Genomic DNA, 17,002 nt, shown 5'->3' on the forward strand with positions numbered 1-17,002 from the left:
CGTCATCGTGACATACCCAGGTCGATCCGCGTCTCAGTTCTCGAGTGCCGCGCGTGCCTCCTCGCGACCCATATTGAGACAGATATCGTGTTCGTCGTAGTAGAGCGACCCGGTGCCGTTGCCGACGACGTAGCCCATCGGGCCCACACCTTCGATCCGATTGTCGTCGCTGGTGGTAAAGCGCATCTCGGTGTTCTCGAACGCGAGCTCCCCGTTGATCCAGTAGCGCATGATCCCGTCGGGATTCGCCGTTCCGTTCTCGTAGGAGTTGACCTTGACGTGGGCCTCGATCTCGTTCCACTCGTCCATCTGTATGACGGCGTCGGTCATCTGGAAGTCGCCGGAACCGGAGTTGTCGAGGTGGTAGCAGTAACTGAAGAACTTGTAGCCCTCCGGCGCGGGTGAATCGTTCCGGTTGGCGAAGCCGATCGCGTTCGACCAGCCGTTGGTGCCGTCGGTCGCGCCGCCGCCGGACGACCCGGGCCCGTTCGTCAGCGGGGCCCAGAAGATCCGGATCGTGTCGTCCTGATTGAGGTCGAAGTTCTCCGGATAGAGCTTGAACCGCGTGTACACTTCGTCCTGATAGTCACCGACATGTTCCGGGAATCGGTACTCACAGTTGGCGATCTTCTGGTCGCCCGTGAACTGCAGACAGAGCGAGCTGTCGCCCGTCGTCGCTCGGTCCGACACGAACTGCGGCGTGTAACTTCCCCGAACGTCGTTGACGTCGTAGACGGCGCTCGGATCGCGATACTCGTCGTAGTCGACGGTGATCGTGTCTCCGCCGGAAGCCCCGTCGGTTGCCGCGCTCGCGACTCCGGAAAGTCCGAGTGCGGCCGCCGCCGATCCGGCCGCCGTGAGATAGGACCGACGTCCGAGCGTCGCCTCGGTGGCGCTGCGCCGCTCGTCACTGTCGGCCGATCGATCGCCGTCGAACTCCGATTGATCGCTCGTCATGCAACCGGGAAGTGAGATTATGGGATTATAAGCCTTTATTACTCATTAAAGTAATGTATTGGAGATAGTACGGGTATTTTATTTTAAATTTGGATATAGTACTGGTATCGATATTGTGTTGTAAATATGTTATTGGCAGATCGGAAAAACAGTATTACTCGCGGAACGAACACGGAACAGACCGGTTTCGGCGAGGGCTGACTCTCCTCGCCATCGAGTCGTGAAGTGGTGGGGCAGGTCGTCGCCCTACTCGGCCGGATCCACGGGCTCGCCGTTGACCGACACGCGGGCCGATCCGTCGACGGTCACTCGCTCGAGGTCGCCCGAAAAGCGGAACGGGTCTCGCCAGCCGGCGACCGAGCCGGTAACGTGTCCGGCTTCGATGACGTCCTCATCGCTGATCGACCCCTGCGCCTTCTTCGTCTGCGGGCGTATCCGGATAGTCGTCGGGATCGATCTGTTCGCCCGAGACCCACAGCTGGGACGGGCTCGGATCGGCGGAGATGGCGACGATCTCACCGTCGAAGAAGTAGCCGTCGACCGTGCCGGGCTCCGCCACGGCCTCGACGACCGCGTACTCGTCGGCAGTGATTTCGACCGTGTCGTTGTACGTCGCCTGTCCCCAGTCGGACTGGACGATGTCACCGTCGACGTACAGTCGATACTGGGCCTCCTGATCGACGTTTCTGTACGTGAATCGCTCGTCGTACTGATCCCGATCACCGGGTTCGATCAGGTTTGGATCGTCGTCGTACGGTGAGGAATCGTCCCTGTCCGCCGGCATTCCACCGATCGCGATCTCGTGGCCGTCGTAAACCAGGGCACCGCCCGAGAGGTTCGAACCGACGACGTAGCCCAGCGGGCCGACGCCCTCGATGCGGTTGTCGTCGCTCGTGGTAAAGCGCATCCCGGTGCGCTCGAAGGCCAGTTCGCCGTTGACCCAATAGCGCATGACGCCGTCCCGATTCGCTTGCCCGTTAGAGACGGTGTTACACCGGACGTAGCCCTCGACCTCGTTCCACTGGTCCATCCAGATCGGGGCGCTCGTCATTTCGAAATCGCCCGAACCGCTCCGGTCCATGTGGTAGCTGTAGCTGAAGAAGTTGTAGCCGTCCGGTGCCGGCGAATCGTTGCGGTTTGCGAACCCGATCGCGTTCGACCAGCCGTTGGTGCCGGAGGTGCTGTCGCCACCGGACGACCCGGTTCCGTTCGTGAGCGGGAGCCAGAAGATTCGGACGGTGTCGTTCGCCTCGAGCCGAATCCCGTCGGGATAGATGTCGAACCGCGTATACACCTCGCTCGGCATGTCGTAGCCGTTTTCTTCGAACCGATACTCCAGATTCGCCGTCTTCTGGGCGCTCGAGAACTCCGTTCGCAACGACTGCTCGGAGTCGGTCGTCGGCGAGGAAACGAACTCCGGCGGAATCCCGCTCCGGTTGTCGTCGACGTTGTACACGTCCGATGGGGTGCTGTACTGGCCGTAATCGAGGTCGATCAGTTCCATGCCGTCGGAACTATCGGTAGGTGCAGCGCTCGAGACGCCCGCGGACGCGCCGAGTACCGCCGCGGCTCCGCCGGCGAGTTTGAGGACGGACCGTCGGCCGACCGCTTCAGGTTCGGAATCGTCTGCACCGGATGACGAGTCATCCAGTCCCGGAAGTTTGCGTGCCATATACGGTGGGTAATACGAAGTTACCAGCATAAACTTTCTGTCTTTATTTAATCATAATTTCCGCACATTATTTCTATACATTACATTTCTACAATACCTATGTAGCGATATACATGGTATTTTTAATTTCAAGAATCTGTTATCGTAAGTGCGTTTTACCGGGGCTTCGAACCGCTTCTTTCGCCCACAGCAGTTACCGCGGAGTCCTCAAACACGGAGTTCTTGCAGGAAGTGTCGAACGACCACCGACAGCATCCGTGATCGTCCCCGGAAGTCGTTCGTCTCGAGTCACCGGTTCCCTGCCGGTCGCAGGAACAGTCCGTTTCGACCCGCGAGCCGCGGCTACGTCCGTGTATGGCTGACATTACAAAGCGGCTATAACTCCAAGTACGGCGAGAGTCTCGCTTGCGGCGACCGGACTTCCGTCGCAACGATATGCTGATCAACAATGAGTATTACAGTTTCGACAGCTGATCCGTCAGAACAGGACACGTGGGATCAATACGTCGAACGATCCCCCCAAGGAACCGTCTTTCATCGATACGGTGCGCTCGAGAGTATGCGGAATCACTCCGGCGGGACGCTCTATCCGCTAATCGGGTACAAGGGACAGGAACCGGTCGGGATCTTCCCCATTTTCGAACTGAACAGCGGCCCGGTCACGCTCGTCTTCTCTCCGCCCTACGAACTCGGGATTCCCACGCTCGGCCCCGCCTTGTTGAACATGGGGAAACTGAAGCAGCGAAAGCGGGAGAAACGACACGCCCGCTTCGTCGAGAGCTGTCTCGAGTGGATCGACGACGAGATCGACCCGCACTACACGTACGTCGAGACCGACTGGAACTACGACGACACTCGCCCGTTCGTCTGGAACGATTTCGACGTCTCGCCCGCGTATACGTACGTCCTTCCGCTCGGTGATCGACCCAGCGAGGAGGAACTTATCGGCCGATTCAGTTCGAGCCCTCGCCGGCGCATTCGGGACCACCTGGACGAGGAGTACACCGTCGAAATCGGCGGTCGTGACGCTATCGAATGGATCGTCGACCGGGTAACCGAACGGTACGAAGAGCAGGATCGGACGCCCCATTTTACCGTCGACTTCGCGCTCGAACTCTCCGAACGCCTTCCGGACGGCGCGGTTCGGCCGTACCTCCTCTCGATCAACGGCGAACCCGTGACGGGCTGTCTCATCCTCGAGCATGACGGGACCGCGCACCGCTGGCAGGGCGGCGCGATCCCCGACACCGACTTCCCCGCAAACGAGGTCCTCGAGTGGCACATGATGCTCGATGCGATCGATCGCGGGATCGATACCTACGAACTCGTCGGGGCGAACACGCCGCGGCTCAACACCTGGAAGGCGAAGTTCAGTCCCGAGATCAGGACCTACTACTCCGCGAAGCGATCGTCGACGAGCATGGACATCGCTGAGAGTCTGTACCTCAATCTGCGCGATAAGAGTTCCCTGCTCACCAGTCTGGCCCCGTCGACTGAGTCCGCGTCGAAAGGGAAATAGAGCGCTATGTGCCGGCATACGCGCGAATATCGGCATCGCCGACGCGAATCAGCCGTCGAACGACGACCGCTCGAGCTACCATAACCGTGTCAGAACTCGACCCAACCCTGTACCGAACTGTCGAATCGATCAACGAAAACCAGTGGAACAACGTCGTGACTCAGTCCGATCGAGGGACCGTCTACCATCGGGCCGGCTGGACTCGAGCGATCGAGGAAGGGTTCGACTACGACGGTCACCATGTCGTCGTCGAAAAAGGAGGGAACCCGGTCGCGCTCATGCCGAATTTCGCGGTCGAGCTTCCGATTCCCGACTCGGTCAGGGAGCGCCTCCCCGTCGCGGTCCCGCTGAAACAGCTGGTATCGGTCCCCACCGGGTTCGGCGGCCCGGTCGTCCTGACCGACGAGGCCGAATCGCTCGACTTGCTGTTCGAATGCCTCGAGGCGACTACCGGTCGGAGCGTCGTCAGCCACGCCATCGAGACGTACGACCTCGAGTACATTCGGTACGGACAGTACCTCCAGACCCGCGGATACGAGCCGACGTTCGAGTCGTGTCTCTTCCTGCTGGACCTGCGGGACGGCTGGGACGCCATCCTCGACGGGATGGACAAGGGACGCCGACGTGGCATCCGGAAGGGCAACGAGCAGGAGTATCGAATCGAGATCGATCCGCTCGGAACCGGCCTCGAGACGACCTACGACTGGTACGTCGAGAACCTGGAGCGAGTCGACGGCTCGCCGCTCCCGAAGGCGTTCTTCGAGGCGCTGGTCGACCACCTCGAGGATCGGATTCGCGTGTTCAGGGCGATCATCGAGGGTCGTGAGGTCGGCCGATACGTCTACCTCCTCGACGAGGAGGGCAGTGTCTTACACCACTGGTTGTCGGCGATTCCGAACGCGGACGACTACGAGTACTATCCCTCGGAACTCCTCCACGAGCGCGCAATCAACTGGGGGATCGACCGGGGCTACGAGCGGTACAACTTCGGGAAGACGGGCTCGCACTTCTCGAACTCCGTCTTCCGTTTCAAACACAAGTACGGGGGGTCGGCCGTCCCGGTTTTCAACGTCGAAAAAGGGTATTCGCGGCTGGCGTGGCCGATGTACCAGTTCGGGCGGGACAAGTACGTCGAGAAATCGCTCTGAGCCGGACAGCGCGTTGCGCTGAATCCTCGCTCACTCGCTGGGGGTGGACGGATACTCGGCTGGATCGACCCGGTCGCCGGAGAGCCACAGTTCCGCGAGCCCGGGATCGGCGTCGACGGCGACGAGTTCGCCGTCGAAGAGGTAGCCGTCAGCGGTGTCCGGACCGGCCTCCGCGTCGACTGTCACAGATCCGTTTTGGGTGTTATCGGCCAGGGAAATCTCGACCGCGTCGTTGGGTGATGCCTCACGACCGTCGACATTGTCCCACTGTGTGTGAACGATGTAGCCGCCGATATACAGCCGGTACGTCGTTTCTGTGTCGGCGTCGGTCACGATAGTAAGACGTCCCTCGTACTCGTCCATATTGGCCGGCTCCTCGACGAACGGTCCACGATACCGTGCCGATCCATCGGCGGCGTCGTTTCCCCGGAGTTCGTGGTCGTCGTAGTAGACGGCGAGATCGGTCGGTGCGGTCTCGCTCCCGCCGTAGCGGACCAGCGGGCCGGCGTACTCAATCGCCTGCGCCTCGGTCGTCGTCCAGCGGAAATCGGTCCGCTCGTAGACGAGGTTGCCGTTCACCCAGCAGCGAACCACACCGTCGCGTTCCGCCGTTCCGTCGGTGACCGTGTTCATTCGAACGTACGTCTCGAGTCGGAACCACTTCCCGGCGGGAATCGGCGCGTCGATGAGCTCGAACTCGCCGCTGGCACCCTGCTGGTCCATGTGGTACGTGTACGCGCCGAGATTGTACAGGTCGTCACCGTCGGTCCCCCTGTCGGTTACGGCGAGCATCGTCGACCAGCCGTCGTTGCCCGACGGCTTGCCGCGCCCCCCGGAGCCGTGCGTACCCGCCGCCGTGTTCAGTCCCGCGGACCAGAACCGACAGATGTCCCCGTCGGCCATCGTCCAGTTCTCGCTCAGCCGAATCATCGAGCGCTGAGCGACCTCGCGGGGTTGTTCGTATCCCTCGTCGGGAAACCAGAACATCGCGTTGCTTCCGTCGCTCGCATTCACCGGGATCGTACACCGCAACGCCGTCTCTCCCGTGTACGCTTCGTCCTCGACGAACGAAAACCGGCGCGGATAGCCCGTCCAGACGCGATAGATCTCGGTCGGATCGGCGGACGCTCCGTAGTCGATGTCGATCGATTCGAACGTTTTTCCGTCATCGTCGATACCCCCATCGCCCCCGTTTCGTGAGATGAGCGCGATTCCGCCCGCCGTTATACCCGCTGCGGCGGCCCCTCCGGTACACTTCAACAGCGACCGTCGCGTTACCATTCGTTTCCCTCTCCATGTTCGATGCCCGTAGTTACGCTCCGAAATCGGACGGCGATTCCGAGCGGAGCAGTCGCCGATCCGGGATATGTTCGGCCTACTCCCGATAGGAGACCAGGCCCGTGGCATCGGTTCGTTTCGTTGAGTCCCGAACGCGGTCCGTACCTGCTGTTCCCCGCTGTACAATAATCAAGGAGACCTGCCAGTATTGATTTTTGCCAGACATAATCTGCCATATATACCGGATAACATTCAAGAATACGATACTGAAATCGCGTGTGTTAGTAGCGGTATCTGCAATTCTTCTCCGTCATTCTCACGATTTGTGAACGGTGTGAAACGCTTAACGAAGCCCGTGGTATTAGACGCTGACAGATGATCTGTCTCACAGCGTGGCGTCTTCCGACGGTCGTGCGTCGGTCCCGGCCGCGAGCCGAACCGAAACGGGAGCCGATACCGATCGGTGAGACTCCGTGAGACGAATCACCCACCAGCTATACGGCATCTCGTCGATCGCGCTGCCGGTGCTAGCCGTGATCGGCATCAGCGTCCCCCTGCTACTCGGATCGGCGAACCTGGCGATCCTGGGGCTCTACTTCGCTATCCCGATGATCGCAGCGCCGGTGGTGGTTCGGGCGCTCGGCTCCGACCGATCGCTTCTCGAGCGCGGCGACTGGCACGTTCCACAGGTCGATTGGCGAGTGTGGTCGATCGCCTTCCACCTGCTTCTGAGCGGCCTGATCGCGTTGCTCGTCGTCACCGACGTCCGCCCGCTGTCCTTCTACGCGGGGGTCGCACTCGCGTACGTGCTCTGCTTTCTGCTGATAATGACGACGCCGTCCACTCGAGGCCGACACGTGATCTGCCTCTATCATCTGATGGCTATCGCGACCCTCGTCATCTACAGCGTGACGCTGAACTACGATTTCTTCGTCGGCCACGGAGACCTGACTACTCACGTCGCGCTGGTGTCGTCGATCGTCGAGACGGGCCGAACGGCGACGTTGTTACCCGAGTACGAGGCGTTCCAGCTGTGGCACATCTACGCCGCGGTGTCGTCCCAACTGTTCGGCGACTGGGTCGCCCATCACACGACGATGTACATACTCTCGGGCGGCGTGTTCGCCGCGGCGATCGGGCTCATGTACGGCGTCGCGCGGCGCGTCTATCCGAACGAGACGGTCGGCTTGCTGTCGTGTCTGGTGTTGATCTCGTTCCCGCTGTACCTCTTCTACGGCATGTACTCGATCCCGCGCAGCATCACGTCGATTCTCTTCCTCGCGCTCGTGCTCACGCTCGTCGATCGCCCGACGGCCGGGATGCGAATACTCGGCGTCATCTTCGTCGGTGCGATCGTCGTCTACCATCCCGTCTCGATCCCGTTCGTCCTCGCGATTCTCATCGTCCTCTCTCTCATTGAACTGACGATCGAAACCCCCATCCGCGTCGTCGATACCTACGTCCTCTCGGTGACGGCGCTGATTACGGCCGTCTACTGGCTCTACAACGCCGAGTTCATCGTCGGCCGGATCATCGACACCATCGCCGTGAGCTTCTTCGGTTCAGCGCCGTCCTCGGGGACACCCCAGGGCGTGATCTCGAGTCCCTGGATCGAAGTCGCCAACTACGCGTCCTACGCGTTCGCGCTGTTTTTCGTCCTCGTCGGCTTCCTGTTCTGGCAGCGGCGGATGGCGACGAGCGGTGCGGACGAGACGGCCCAGTCGCGACGAGGGCTCTGGCCGAGTCGAAGCGTCCCGCTGGCGACGTCGCTCGGCATCCTCACTGTCGCGCTCGTGCCGTTGGCCTTCCCCGGCCCGACACTCCTGCTCGACGCGCTGGCGGGTGTCAACGTCAGCCGATTCGGCCATTACAGTTTCATGTTCATCGCTCTGATCGCCGGCTACGGGCTGTACGAACTGCTCGATCGCGGCGGCGTGGCCGTGTTCCTCGCCCTCCTCGTTCTCACCTCCGGGTTCGCGGTTACGGCCGTCTCGAACGACTTCACCGCCTCCGACAATCCGGTCGTCGAGCGGCCGTTCTACACGTTCTACCTCACCGACAACGAGCGAGCGTCGTTCGAGGCGATCGACGCCGGCTACGACGGGGAGATCGCAAGTGATCGGATCAGCTGTCGGTATCTGAGCGCGCTCCACTCGTCGTCGTGTTCGGTCGTTAGCGTCGGCGGGGAGGATGGTCTGTTTACCGGCTACGACGGCGTCATCATCAGGGAAGGTGAGCTCGAGGACCGGGGTCGACCGTTGCAGTTCTCCGAGTACGTCGAGCGGGAATCGATTCCCGAGAACGAACTCGCGGAGCGAGACAGGGTGTACGATTCCGATGAGGTCGCGTTCTACGGCTGATCGGCGGGCCGTCGATCAGCCCCTGAGCTGGTCCGCGACCCGCCCGACGTTGATGAGATCGAACGCGTGACAGGCAACGAGCCAGACCACGCCGCTCGCGCCGATGGCGATCACCAGCCCACCGAGGCCCGAGACGACTCCTAACAACGCGTGGACGACGGCCGCCATGCCGACGGAGATCGCGGTCGCCGTCGCGAACGACCGGCCGACGGCTCGGACGTCGAACGGCAGTTCGGTCGAGACGATCCCCACCGACAGGATCGCGTACGTCCCGTACGTGATCACGGTCGCGATCGCGGCACCGACCGCTCCGAACCGGGGGATCAGAAGGACGTTCAAGACGACGTTCGCGATCGAGGTGATCGCCTTGAGGACCGCGCGGGAACGGGCCCGGCCGAGGTAATCGAGTGCCGGCCCGGAGATGTTCTCGAGCGCCTCGAAGAGGACGAACAGCGAGAGGACCTGCACGACGAGAACGCCGCCGGCGTACCCCTCGCCGAAGACGGTGACGATGGCCGGGTCGGCGACGACGAAGAGTCCGACGCAAACGGGCACGTACAGCGTCAGCGTCTTGGAGAGGCTCTCCTGATAGACCGACGTGGCGGCCTCGGTCCGTCCCTCCGCCGTTTCCGCGCCGTAGGACGGCGACAGCGCGAATCCGATCGACGCCGCGGGGACGCGCGTGAACTGACTGATCTGCTTGCCGATCGTGTAGAACGCGACCTGCGTCGGGTTCGTCAGCGCGCCTACGAGGATCACGTCGAGGTGGCCGTCGACTTCGGCGGACAACCGCGTGACGCTGAGCGGCACGTTGTACCGGAGGATGTTCAGTCGGACATCACTGTCTCTGGTAATGCTCGATCGCTCGAGACCGCTGACCTGCCAGACCATCCAGTGGCCGAGCAGCGTCGCGATGCCGAACGCGAGGACGTAGCCGACGATGGCCGCCGTCGGAGTCCGCCAGAGCAGGACGGCGACGGTAACGAACAGCAGCGTCAGGAGCCCCTTTATCGCGTGGAGCTTGGCGGTGGCCGTGATCGCCTCGTACCCCTGTAAGATTCCCCGGTTGTACCGGTAGAGCGTGTAGAACAGGACGTACGCGGACCCGACGAGCAACAGCCCGCCGAGCCCGGCCTCACCCACCAGCGTCGCGATGAACTCGGCACCGATCGCCAGCGCGACCGCGACGATCACCGAGGCGACGACCACGAGGATCCACGACTCGACGACCGCCGCGACGGCTCGCTCGGACGCGTCGTCGTTGTCCGCTGCGATGTATCTCGCGGCCGCCCACGGCAGCCCGGATTCGCTGAGGAACCGGGAGAACGAGAAAATCGAGAGCGCGAGCGCGAGCAAGCCGTACGACTCCGGCCCGAGCGCTCGAGTGAGCACGAGCAAGAGGATCCCGGTCGATGCGACGTGAACGACGCGGCCGCCGAAATCGGAGACGATGTTCGATATCAGTCTGTTCGCCATGGGGAATGTGGGGCCATCGTATCGTCGCTGCAACGATCAGTCAGCACCGTCGTTCGGAACCCGATTCTCGGTCCGCGATACCATCCCGTCACGTGTTCTAACAACTCGTCATGGCGCGGGTGCAATACCGCGCCATCCGGACACTGCATCAGCTAGTCGCTCTGACCGTTTCTGCGAAGAGGATGCGAGACGTGATCGAATCTGAAGACAACTGTGTTCGTGCAACTGACGTTCTCATGATGAATACGGGACGTAACCATCATTGCTATTCACTGCCTTCACTTCCGGCTGAACGCGTAAGCGCGGGATTCCGTCATGCCGCTCTCTCGGGTTGTATCAGAAATTGGAAAAACGATCACCAATTGATATGGCTTCGAACGCTCTCTAGTTGCCACGATGTCTCTCATCAGTAAGGCTAGGAAGGCGAAGCTCGATCTCGCCGTCTACAGGTTCGCGGGCGACCTCCCGAGCGAGTCGTACGCGTCGACGGAGTACGAGCTGAGCATGGTCGACGACGCGGATGCCGTCCACCGATTCTTCGGAGACGACTCCCAATGGCGAGACCGGTACCTCGAGTACCTGGACGACGGGTACGTCGGCACGGTCCTCCACGACGGGGACGACGTGATGAGCTACGGCTGGATCCTGACGCCGGAGTCAAAGCGCGCCCCGCGAGCGCTGCCGGACTCTATCTGCGAGGAGGACTGGTACTGGCTGTTCGACGCGAGGACGATGCCCGAGTACAGCGGGATGGGCCTGTTCAAGGAGATCAACCGCGTCCGAACCGAATGGATCCTCGAGCGCGATCCGGACGCGACCATCTACACCGACACCGGCGTCGACAACGTCGCCCGGTACGGCATCGAGTCCTCAAAGTTCGAGCCGTACGGAACGATGTCCCTATTTAGATTCGAACTCCCGGGAACTTCACTCTGGAAGTGGTCGCGATGGGATCGACACACTGAGCACCCGGCGATGCCGGAGTAGGCCACTGTACCGACGGATAACCGACTGGTTCGTCGCCGACGACCGGTCAGCAGCGCACGTACTGATTCATTGCTACCAGTATACTGATTCGTCGCGACTAGTTGGGCGAACGGATTCGTCAGTGACGGCTGATTCGATATCGAAGTTGTACGAATCGATTACTGGTCGGTTGCAGTGAGTACTATCGCATGACTTTATGTCAGTACTCGTGATAGGTCGTCGGCAATGTCGACGCCGCTTCGCCACAGGTTCGTTCACGCACAGATCGCCTGGCTACTCGGGGTCGTGCTGGCGCTCACGATAGCGGACGCGTTCTCGTTCACGCTGTTTGCCCTGCTCGGGGTCATCGGCTTCATCACGATCATCGAACTGCTGACGCCGGCTGACGTCCCCACGCGCTGGCGCGACGACCTCGACGTAGTGGTCACAGTTGCACTCCTTGTTGCCGTGGTCGCCGTGAACGCCCGACTCGTGCAGCTGTTCGCGCCGGATGTGCTTCCCTGATCCCTACTCGCAGGTCGGTTCGGACGGTCGTCCGCATCGCTTGCGGTGAACTACAAATGTGGTCACCCACCGACGAAGACGACTGCGGCACAATCGTGTCAACCCAACCGCTCGCGGACCGAATCGGTCGAATCAAAATCGAGGTCAGATGCTGACTACACGCATAGTCATCCCTCGCTTCCCCTCACTCCGCCATCTGCTTACTCCTGGTCGGTGTTCGGCTCCCAGTGACAGCTAACGAGCCACTCCCCGCGATCCGTCTCGTCGGTCACCTCGAGTCGAACGGGTCGCTCGAGGTGCGTCGCGAGGCCGACCGCGAGGATCGAGGCGACGGGATGGTCGAACCGATCGACGGGCCCGAAGGCGCTGCCGGAGACGGCGACCTCGGCTCGCCCCGCTTCGACGATAGAATCGGTCGCCGCGACGAACTCGAATCGGTCCTCGAGCGCGTCGGTCAGTTGCTCGACCATCGCTGCCGGCGTCGCCAGCATCGCATCGGCCACCGCCCCCTCGACCTCTCGAACGAAGCCGTTACCGATCGGCTCGAGGACAAGTCCCTGCCGATCAGCGTCGCCGGCGACCAGCGCGTCGCCTGACTCAGGGAACTCGTCCGACCGGCGCGGAACGAACAGTCTGATACGACCGTCGTCACCCGGAAGATAGAGTCTATCCTCGGCGTGGTCGAACGTCGCGATCATCGCGTCGTAGTTAGCGGCACAGGCCGCGTACACCTCCTCGGCGTCGCCGCGTTCGATGAATTCACCCCGCGCCACCGCGTTGCTGAGCACGACGCCAGTGATGCCGATTCCAGCGATGGCGAGGAGCACGCTCTGCGCACTCGGAACGACGAACGCACCGACGGCACTCAGCACGCTCAGGCCGACGAATCCGAGCGTCGACGGGATCGCGCCACTTCGGTCAATCCATCCGACGTGGTCGTGAAGCCGCTCGTTTCGGGCCGTCAACCGATCGATCCGGTTCTCGAGGTCGGCGAGTCTATCCCGTGACAGGTTCCGGGGTCGTTCGACGCCGGCAAGGTTCCGGTCGACGTTTTCGTCGGGATTGTCGGACTTCATGGCTGGGTTCGACCCGTATTCGACTGCCTGGCCCGCCGTCGGCCACCGTGACGGTACGGATCGGGATGATCCGATTGACGGTCACCTCCCTCGGTAACGGCAAGCGTCGGGCCGCTAACTGGCGTAACCAACAACATTCGTCACGAATCTAGTGCTACTCCAGTTGAAAGTAATGGACGTGCTACGCTCTCGTCGGCTTGAAGGGCGCAACGGCGATGTAACTCGAGACAACCTCTTCTGGTCGTTTTTCGCGGCGCTCACCGCCTTCTTTCCGGTCAGTGACGGCTCCCGCCGTTACTCGCCTCCTTCACCGCTCGGACGGAAGGTTGGCGACCGATGCAGTGACATTTCGACTCCGTTAGACGGTCATGAACGAGCGAAAGTCATTGCAACCGTCCCCCCGATTTACGTGCGAGACGTTGAACGGGGAGTAAATGACTGACAGCAGTGCGTCCCAGAATGACCCCGCTCGGAACGGCCGGTCGCTCCCGGGGGACCTCGCCGCCGTCCTCGTCGCGACGGCGCTCGTCATCGCCGTGGCGTTCGCGCCGGGCCTTCGAGAGACGCCGTTGCGCGTTCCGGTCGGGATCGCGTTCGTTCTCTTCGTTCCGGGGTACGCGTTGGTCGCCGCATTGTTTCCGGAAGGCGACCGGTCCGTCGACACGGACTCCGGCGACGATCCCACTGGGACGACTGACGACGGAACCGACCGACTGCGCTGGTTCGGAAACGGGAACGGGATCGACGTCGTCGACCGATTTTCGCTGTCGATCGTCCTCAGCGCCGTCATCGTTCCGACGATCGGACTCGCGATGAACTACACGCCGTGGGGAATCCGGATCAACCCCGTCGTCGCCGCCGTGTCGGCCGTGACGGTCCTCGTAACGATCGTCGCTGTCTACCGACGGCGAGCCGTCGTGCCGGCCGCCAGGTTTTCCGTCCTCGGCCGGGAGTCGAGAGCACGGATCCGGCAGTCACTGATTCCCCGGAACACCCGTTCCGACGCCGTGTTGAACGGACTGTTGGCCATCGCCGTCGTCCTCGCCGTCGCGAGCGTCGGCTTCGCCGTCGTCGCCCCCGGACTCAGCAACGATGTCAGTGCCAGTTCCGACGACGGGTTCTCGGCGATCTCCCTCCTCGACGACGATGGCGACCTCCTGACCAATAGCTCGGCCGACGACGGGACCCCCGACGAGTTCACCGTCGGAATCGAAAACAACGAACAGCGAACGGTCACCTACACGGTCGTCGCTGTCGAACAGGAACTCGCCACGAACGAGTCGTCCGATACCGTCTCCGTCGAGGGTCAGCGGGAACTCGAGCGGTTCGAAACCGAACTCGCACACGGCGAAACCGGAACGATCGAGCACGAACTTGAGCCCGCGGACGAGGCGACGCGACTCGTCTGGCTGCTGTACCCGGGCGACGCCCCCGAAGAGCCGACCCCATCGAACGCCGATTCGTACGTCACGTTCTCGCTCGATGACGATGATGGGTGAGCCGCTCGAGGGGGTGCCAGCGCCGTCGTATCAGGCTAAATCATCGGACTTCACGCGCCAGTCTCCACTGCGCCCCTACTTACAATCATTATCACGATCATCTACTACTTATTTAGAATTAGATCTGGTGGACGTTAGCCGTCGAATTGCTCTCTACGGTTCGAGAATACTCGTAGATCATGGTCTACTTGCCCTAACAAGACGCTGGGATCATGTTCCCACAGCTATATTAGTAAGAATGCTACTCAATCTATCAAATACATCGGTAGTAAGAAATATATGGTTTTAATGAGAGTTTGCATGTAGTCTATGGAAATAACGCTCACTCTTAACCGTGGCCCTCTTGATGCCGAATTCAAGGGTGAAGACTTGACGGAACTTGAAGAGAACCTTCTCCAGTTCATGGAATTCTTGGAAAAAAATGAAGAGACACTCGAAGGTGTTGAACTCACCTACAACGAAGTTGATACAGAAGACGAACCTGGACTTGACGCTGATCATTGGGAGAAAAAGCAGGAAGAGTCTGCTCAAACCACACAAGATGATGACATACCAAGTCAAGGTTCAGTTGCGGTAAACTCGGATCTTAAAGCCATAGTAAAAAGAACCGACTTCTCCCCCAGTACGATTGATAACTATTTTGATATTGATCCAGAGGGAGAAGAACCACCTTACCTGAATTTTGATGTGGAGACACTAGGTGAATCGGGTAATAGTCGAAGTGAGAAACAAATGCGTGCTTCGCTTATTCTCTTAACACTTTGGCGAGAGTGTAATAAGATTGAAGAAGTGAGATCGCCATCTCTCAAGGACGCTCTACGCATTTCTGGTATAGATGACACTGATACGTTCAACATGTATCAATTCAATGATGGAGAAGGTGACCGTTATTTCAGACGAGACGGAAGCGGCGCCAACACGGATATTAGTCTAACCATGCCGGGTAAACGAGAAGGATTCGATCAAATCCAAAGAACAGTTGAACGATTGGAAGGCGAGGCTGACGAATAGATGGAGTACGACTATCTGTTAAGACATTTTGATAGTGGCGCTGGGCAAAAAGAGCAGGTAGCCCTAATAATATACTATCTAGAAAATGATAAGAATAAAACATCAATAAATCAATCAGATGCTAAAACCCTAATCCAACACTCCCGATCAACGGTTTCTCCCTCAAGCACTTCTACTTACTTCAGTCGGCTTAGAGAAACAGGCTGGATCACACCAACAGAAAATGAGGGATATCGGCTAACTCATACCGGGGAAAGAGAGGTTGAAGCTCTACTGGATGACGACGCTCTTGACGCTCCCCGAGATGAGAGCGATTGGTTCATCGATTCAGATGTCTTTGAAGATAACCATTATCAGAAACTGGTTGACGATATAAACAGGTCGTACCGGTATCGCATTTACGACGGGACGATGGTCCTCACTCGAAAAATGTTTGAGAATCTGGTCTTTGAGATTCTTAGAGGGGAGTACGCAGGCGATGATGTCCAGATGTTCTTTGATCAAGAGAATCAGCGCCATTATAGCTTTGACGAATTGCTCAACAATCTCAAAGTAGGAGTTCCAAATCTGAAGAGGTTCACAAAAGAAGGATTTAATCGGGAGATGGTAGAAAGCATCCGCAATATGAAGGATAAAGGAAATAGGAGTGCACACTCTATCCGAGTGGATTTCGATGAGGGAGAAATTGAAAGTATATCTGAAGACGCTACCGATCTTGCTGAAGTTCTATACGAAGTTTGGGAAGGAGTTCAGAACGCTAATGGTGAATAAGGCTAACAATAGGTGATTCTCTAATTAAATATTGATCAACTCATTTTCAACGTATTCCTCTCCTGTGATTGTTACGTGATATGTGACATCTCCATCTCTCTCCCCAACTTCGGCAAGATGACCGTCTTCAACTTTATAATTGAGATCACGACCTACGTTTGCTCCTAAAGTGAGCTTAGCTGATTTTGCTTTTTCTTCTATTTCCTTACGAGTAAAGTCGTCTCGACCCTCCTGTATCTCAAGATACCACCCAGTCAAGAAAGCAGTATCTTTCTTTGTTATACCATCTGTCATTTGATAGAACTCAGTAAGAGTCCGATTTTTTTGTTTAGCACCACCATTTGCTCTTGTACTTGTTGGATTATCCTGGTTGTTCGATTCAGAACCATTGCTGTGACCCGAAACTGCTCTGCTATCAAGATTGGTAAGATGGTCTTCTTTTAGGGCTTCAAACCATGTTTCAGCTTCATCAAGGGGTCCTTTAACCTCAACAGTTACATCACCTACACTCACGTGCAGATAGAGCTCCTCTTCTTCAGTTTCTTCTTCCATATTGACTGTTAGATAACAATACTACTTATCTGTTCCTCATCTTTACTATATTTGCTTGAAGGATTAATAGTAATATAATACAATACTGTATTTTATAATAGAAGTAAAATTATTATTAAATAATAGCAACTTATAGATATTAAAAATATACTATAATATATGGTGTATGTTGACACGGAGTCTCTGCTTGAA

Annotated in this window: 14 protein-coding genes; 8 read left to right on the plus strand and 6 right to left on the minus strand. The window is 58.9% G+C overall.

Features of this window, described 5'->3' with window-relative positions:
- Positions 1-33: 33 nt before the first annotated feature.
- Positions 34-957: a hypothetical protein gene (locus HYG81_RS20380; RefSeq protein ID WP_180841532.1), complete on the minus strand. Its 924-nt coding sequence runs from the start codon at positions 955-957 to the stop codon at positions 34-36.
- A 391-nt stretch (positions 958-1,348) separates the two neighbouring features.
- Entirely contained in the window at positions 1,349-2,629 is a 1,281-nt protein-coding gene (locus HYG81_RS20385; protein WP_226375998.1) for a hypothetical protein, read from the minus strand.
- A 559-nt stretch (positions 2,630-3,188) separates the two neighbouring features.
- On the opposite strand from HYG81_RS20385, the gene HYG81_RS20390 reads away from it, so the two are divergent.
- The gene (locus HYG81_RS20390) at positions 3,189-4,148 is read left to right on the plus strand and encodes a GNAT family N-acetyltransferase (protein WP_226375999.1); all 960 of its coding nucleotides are present in this window, start codon (positions 3,189-3,191) and stop codon (positions 4,146-4,148) included.
- 86 nt (positions 4,149-4,234) lie between these two features.
- On the plus strand, positions 4,235-5,296 hold the full coding sequence (locus HYG81_RS20395) for a GNAT family N-acetyltransferase (protein WP_180841534.1): 1,062 nt from the start codon (positions 4,235-4,237) through the stop codon (positions 5,294-5,296).
- A 30-nt stretch (positions 5,297-5,326) separates the two neighbouring features.
- Here HYG81_RS20395 and HYG81_RS20400 read toward each other — a convergent pair whose 3' ends face one another.
- Positions 5,327-6,577 carry a heparin lyase I family protein gene (locus HYG81_RS20400; protein ID WP_180841535.1) on the minus strand — a complete coding sequence of 417 codons (1,251 nt, stop codon included), beginning with the start codon at positions 6,575-6,577 and terminating at the stop codon, positions 5,327-5,329.
- A 470-nt stretch (positions 6,578-7,047) separates the two neighbouring features.
- Between HYG81_RS20400 and HYG81_RS20405 the strand changes: the two genes are divergently transcribed.
- Positions 7,048-8,934, plus strand: coding sequence for a hypothetical protein (locus HYG81_RS20405; RefSeq protein WP_180841536.1), 1,887 nt, complete (start codon positions 7,048-7,050; stop codon positions 8,932-8,934).
- 15 nt (positions 8,935-8,949) lie between these two features.
- On the opposite strand, the gene HYG81_RS20410 is transcribed toward HYG81_RS20405, so the two are convergent.
- Positions 8,950-10,410: a flippase gene (locus HYG81_RS20410; protein WP_180841537.1), complete on the minus strand. Its 1,461-nt coding sequence runs from the start codon at positions 10,408-10,410 to the stop codon at positions 8,950-8,952.
- 396 nt (positions 10,411-10,806) lie between these two features.
- Between HYG81_RS20410 and HYG81_RS20415 the strand changes: the two genes are divergently transcribed.
- Together HYG81_RS20415 and HYG81_RS20420 are read left to right on the plus strand one after the other, a co-directional pair.
- Positions 10,807-11,397, plus strand: coding sequence for a hypothetical protein (locus tag HYG81_RS20415; RefSeq protein ID WP_180841538.1), 591 nt, complete (start codon positions 10,807-10,809; stop codon positions 11,395-11,397).
- Between the two features lie 225 nt (positions 11,398-11,622).
- Positions 11,623-11,901 carry a DUF8044 family membrane protein gene (locus tag HYG81_RS20420; RefSeq protein ID WP_180841539.1) on the plus strand — a complete coding sequence of 93 codons (279 nt, stop codon included), beginning with the start codon at positions 11,623-11,625 and terminating at the stop codon, positions 11,899-11,901.
- A gap of 200 nt (positions 11,902-12,101) precedes the next feature.
- Here the strand turns inward: HYG81_RS20420 and HYG81_RS20425 are convergent, their stop codons facing one another.
- Positions 12,102-12,977 carry a DUF7982 domain-containing protein gene (locus tag HYG81_RS20425; RefSeq protein WP_180841540.1) on the minus strand — a complete coding sequence of 292 codons (876 nt, stop codon included), beginning with the start codon at positions 12,975-12,977 and terminating at the stop codon, positions 12,102-12,104.
- 434 nt (positions 12,978-13,411) lie between these two features.
- On the opposite strand from HYG81_RS20425, the gene HYG81_RS20430 reads away from it, so the two are divergent.
- The 3 genes from HYG81_RS20430 to HYG81_RS20440 all read left to right on the plus strand — a co-directional run bounded on the left by HYG81_RS20430 (position 13,412) and on the right by HYG81_RS20440 (position 16,258).
- Entirely contained in the window at positions 13,412-14,476 is a 1,065-nt protein-coding gene (locus HYG81_RS20430; protein WP_180841541.1) for a DUF1616 domain-containing protein, read from the plus strand.
- A 309-nt stretch (positions 14,477-14,785) separates the two neighbouring features.
- The gene (locus HYG81_RS20435) at positions 14,786-15,487 is read left to right on the plus strand and encodes a hypothetical protein (protein ID WP_180841542.1); all 702 of its coding nucleotides are present in this window, start codon (positions 14,786-14,788) and stop codon (positions 15,485-15,487) included.
- Positions 15,488-16,258: a hypothetical protein gene (locus HYG81_RS20440; protein ID WP_180841543.1), complete on the plus strand. Its 771-nt coding sequence runs from the start codon at positions 15,488-15,490 to the stop codon at positions 16,256-16,258.
- A gap of 24 nt (positions 16,259-16,282) precedes the next feature.
- Here the strand turns inward: HYG81_RS20440 and HYG81_RS20445 are convergent, their stop codons facing one another.
- The gene (locus HYG81_RS20445) at positions 16,283-16,810 is read right to left on the minus strand and encodes a hypothetical protein (RefSeq protein WP_180841544.1); all 528 of its coding nucleotides are present in this window, start codon (positions 16,808-16,810) and stop codon (positions 16,283-16,285) included.
- Between the last annotated feature and the right edge of the window lie 192 nt (positions 16,811-17,002).

It is taken from the genome of Natrinema zhouii, assembly GCF_013456555.2.
In the GTDB taxonomy this organism is placed as follows: domain Archaea; phylum Halobacteriota; class Halobacteria; order Halobacteriales; family Natrialbaceae; genus Natrinema; species Natrinema zhouii.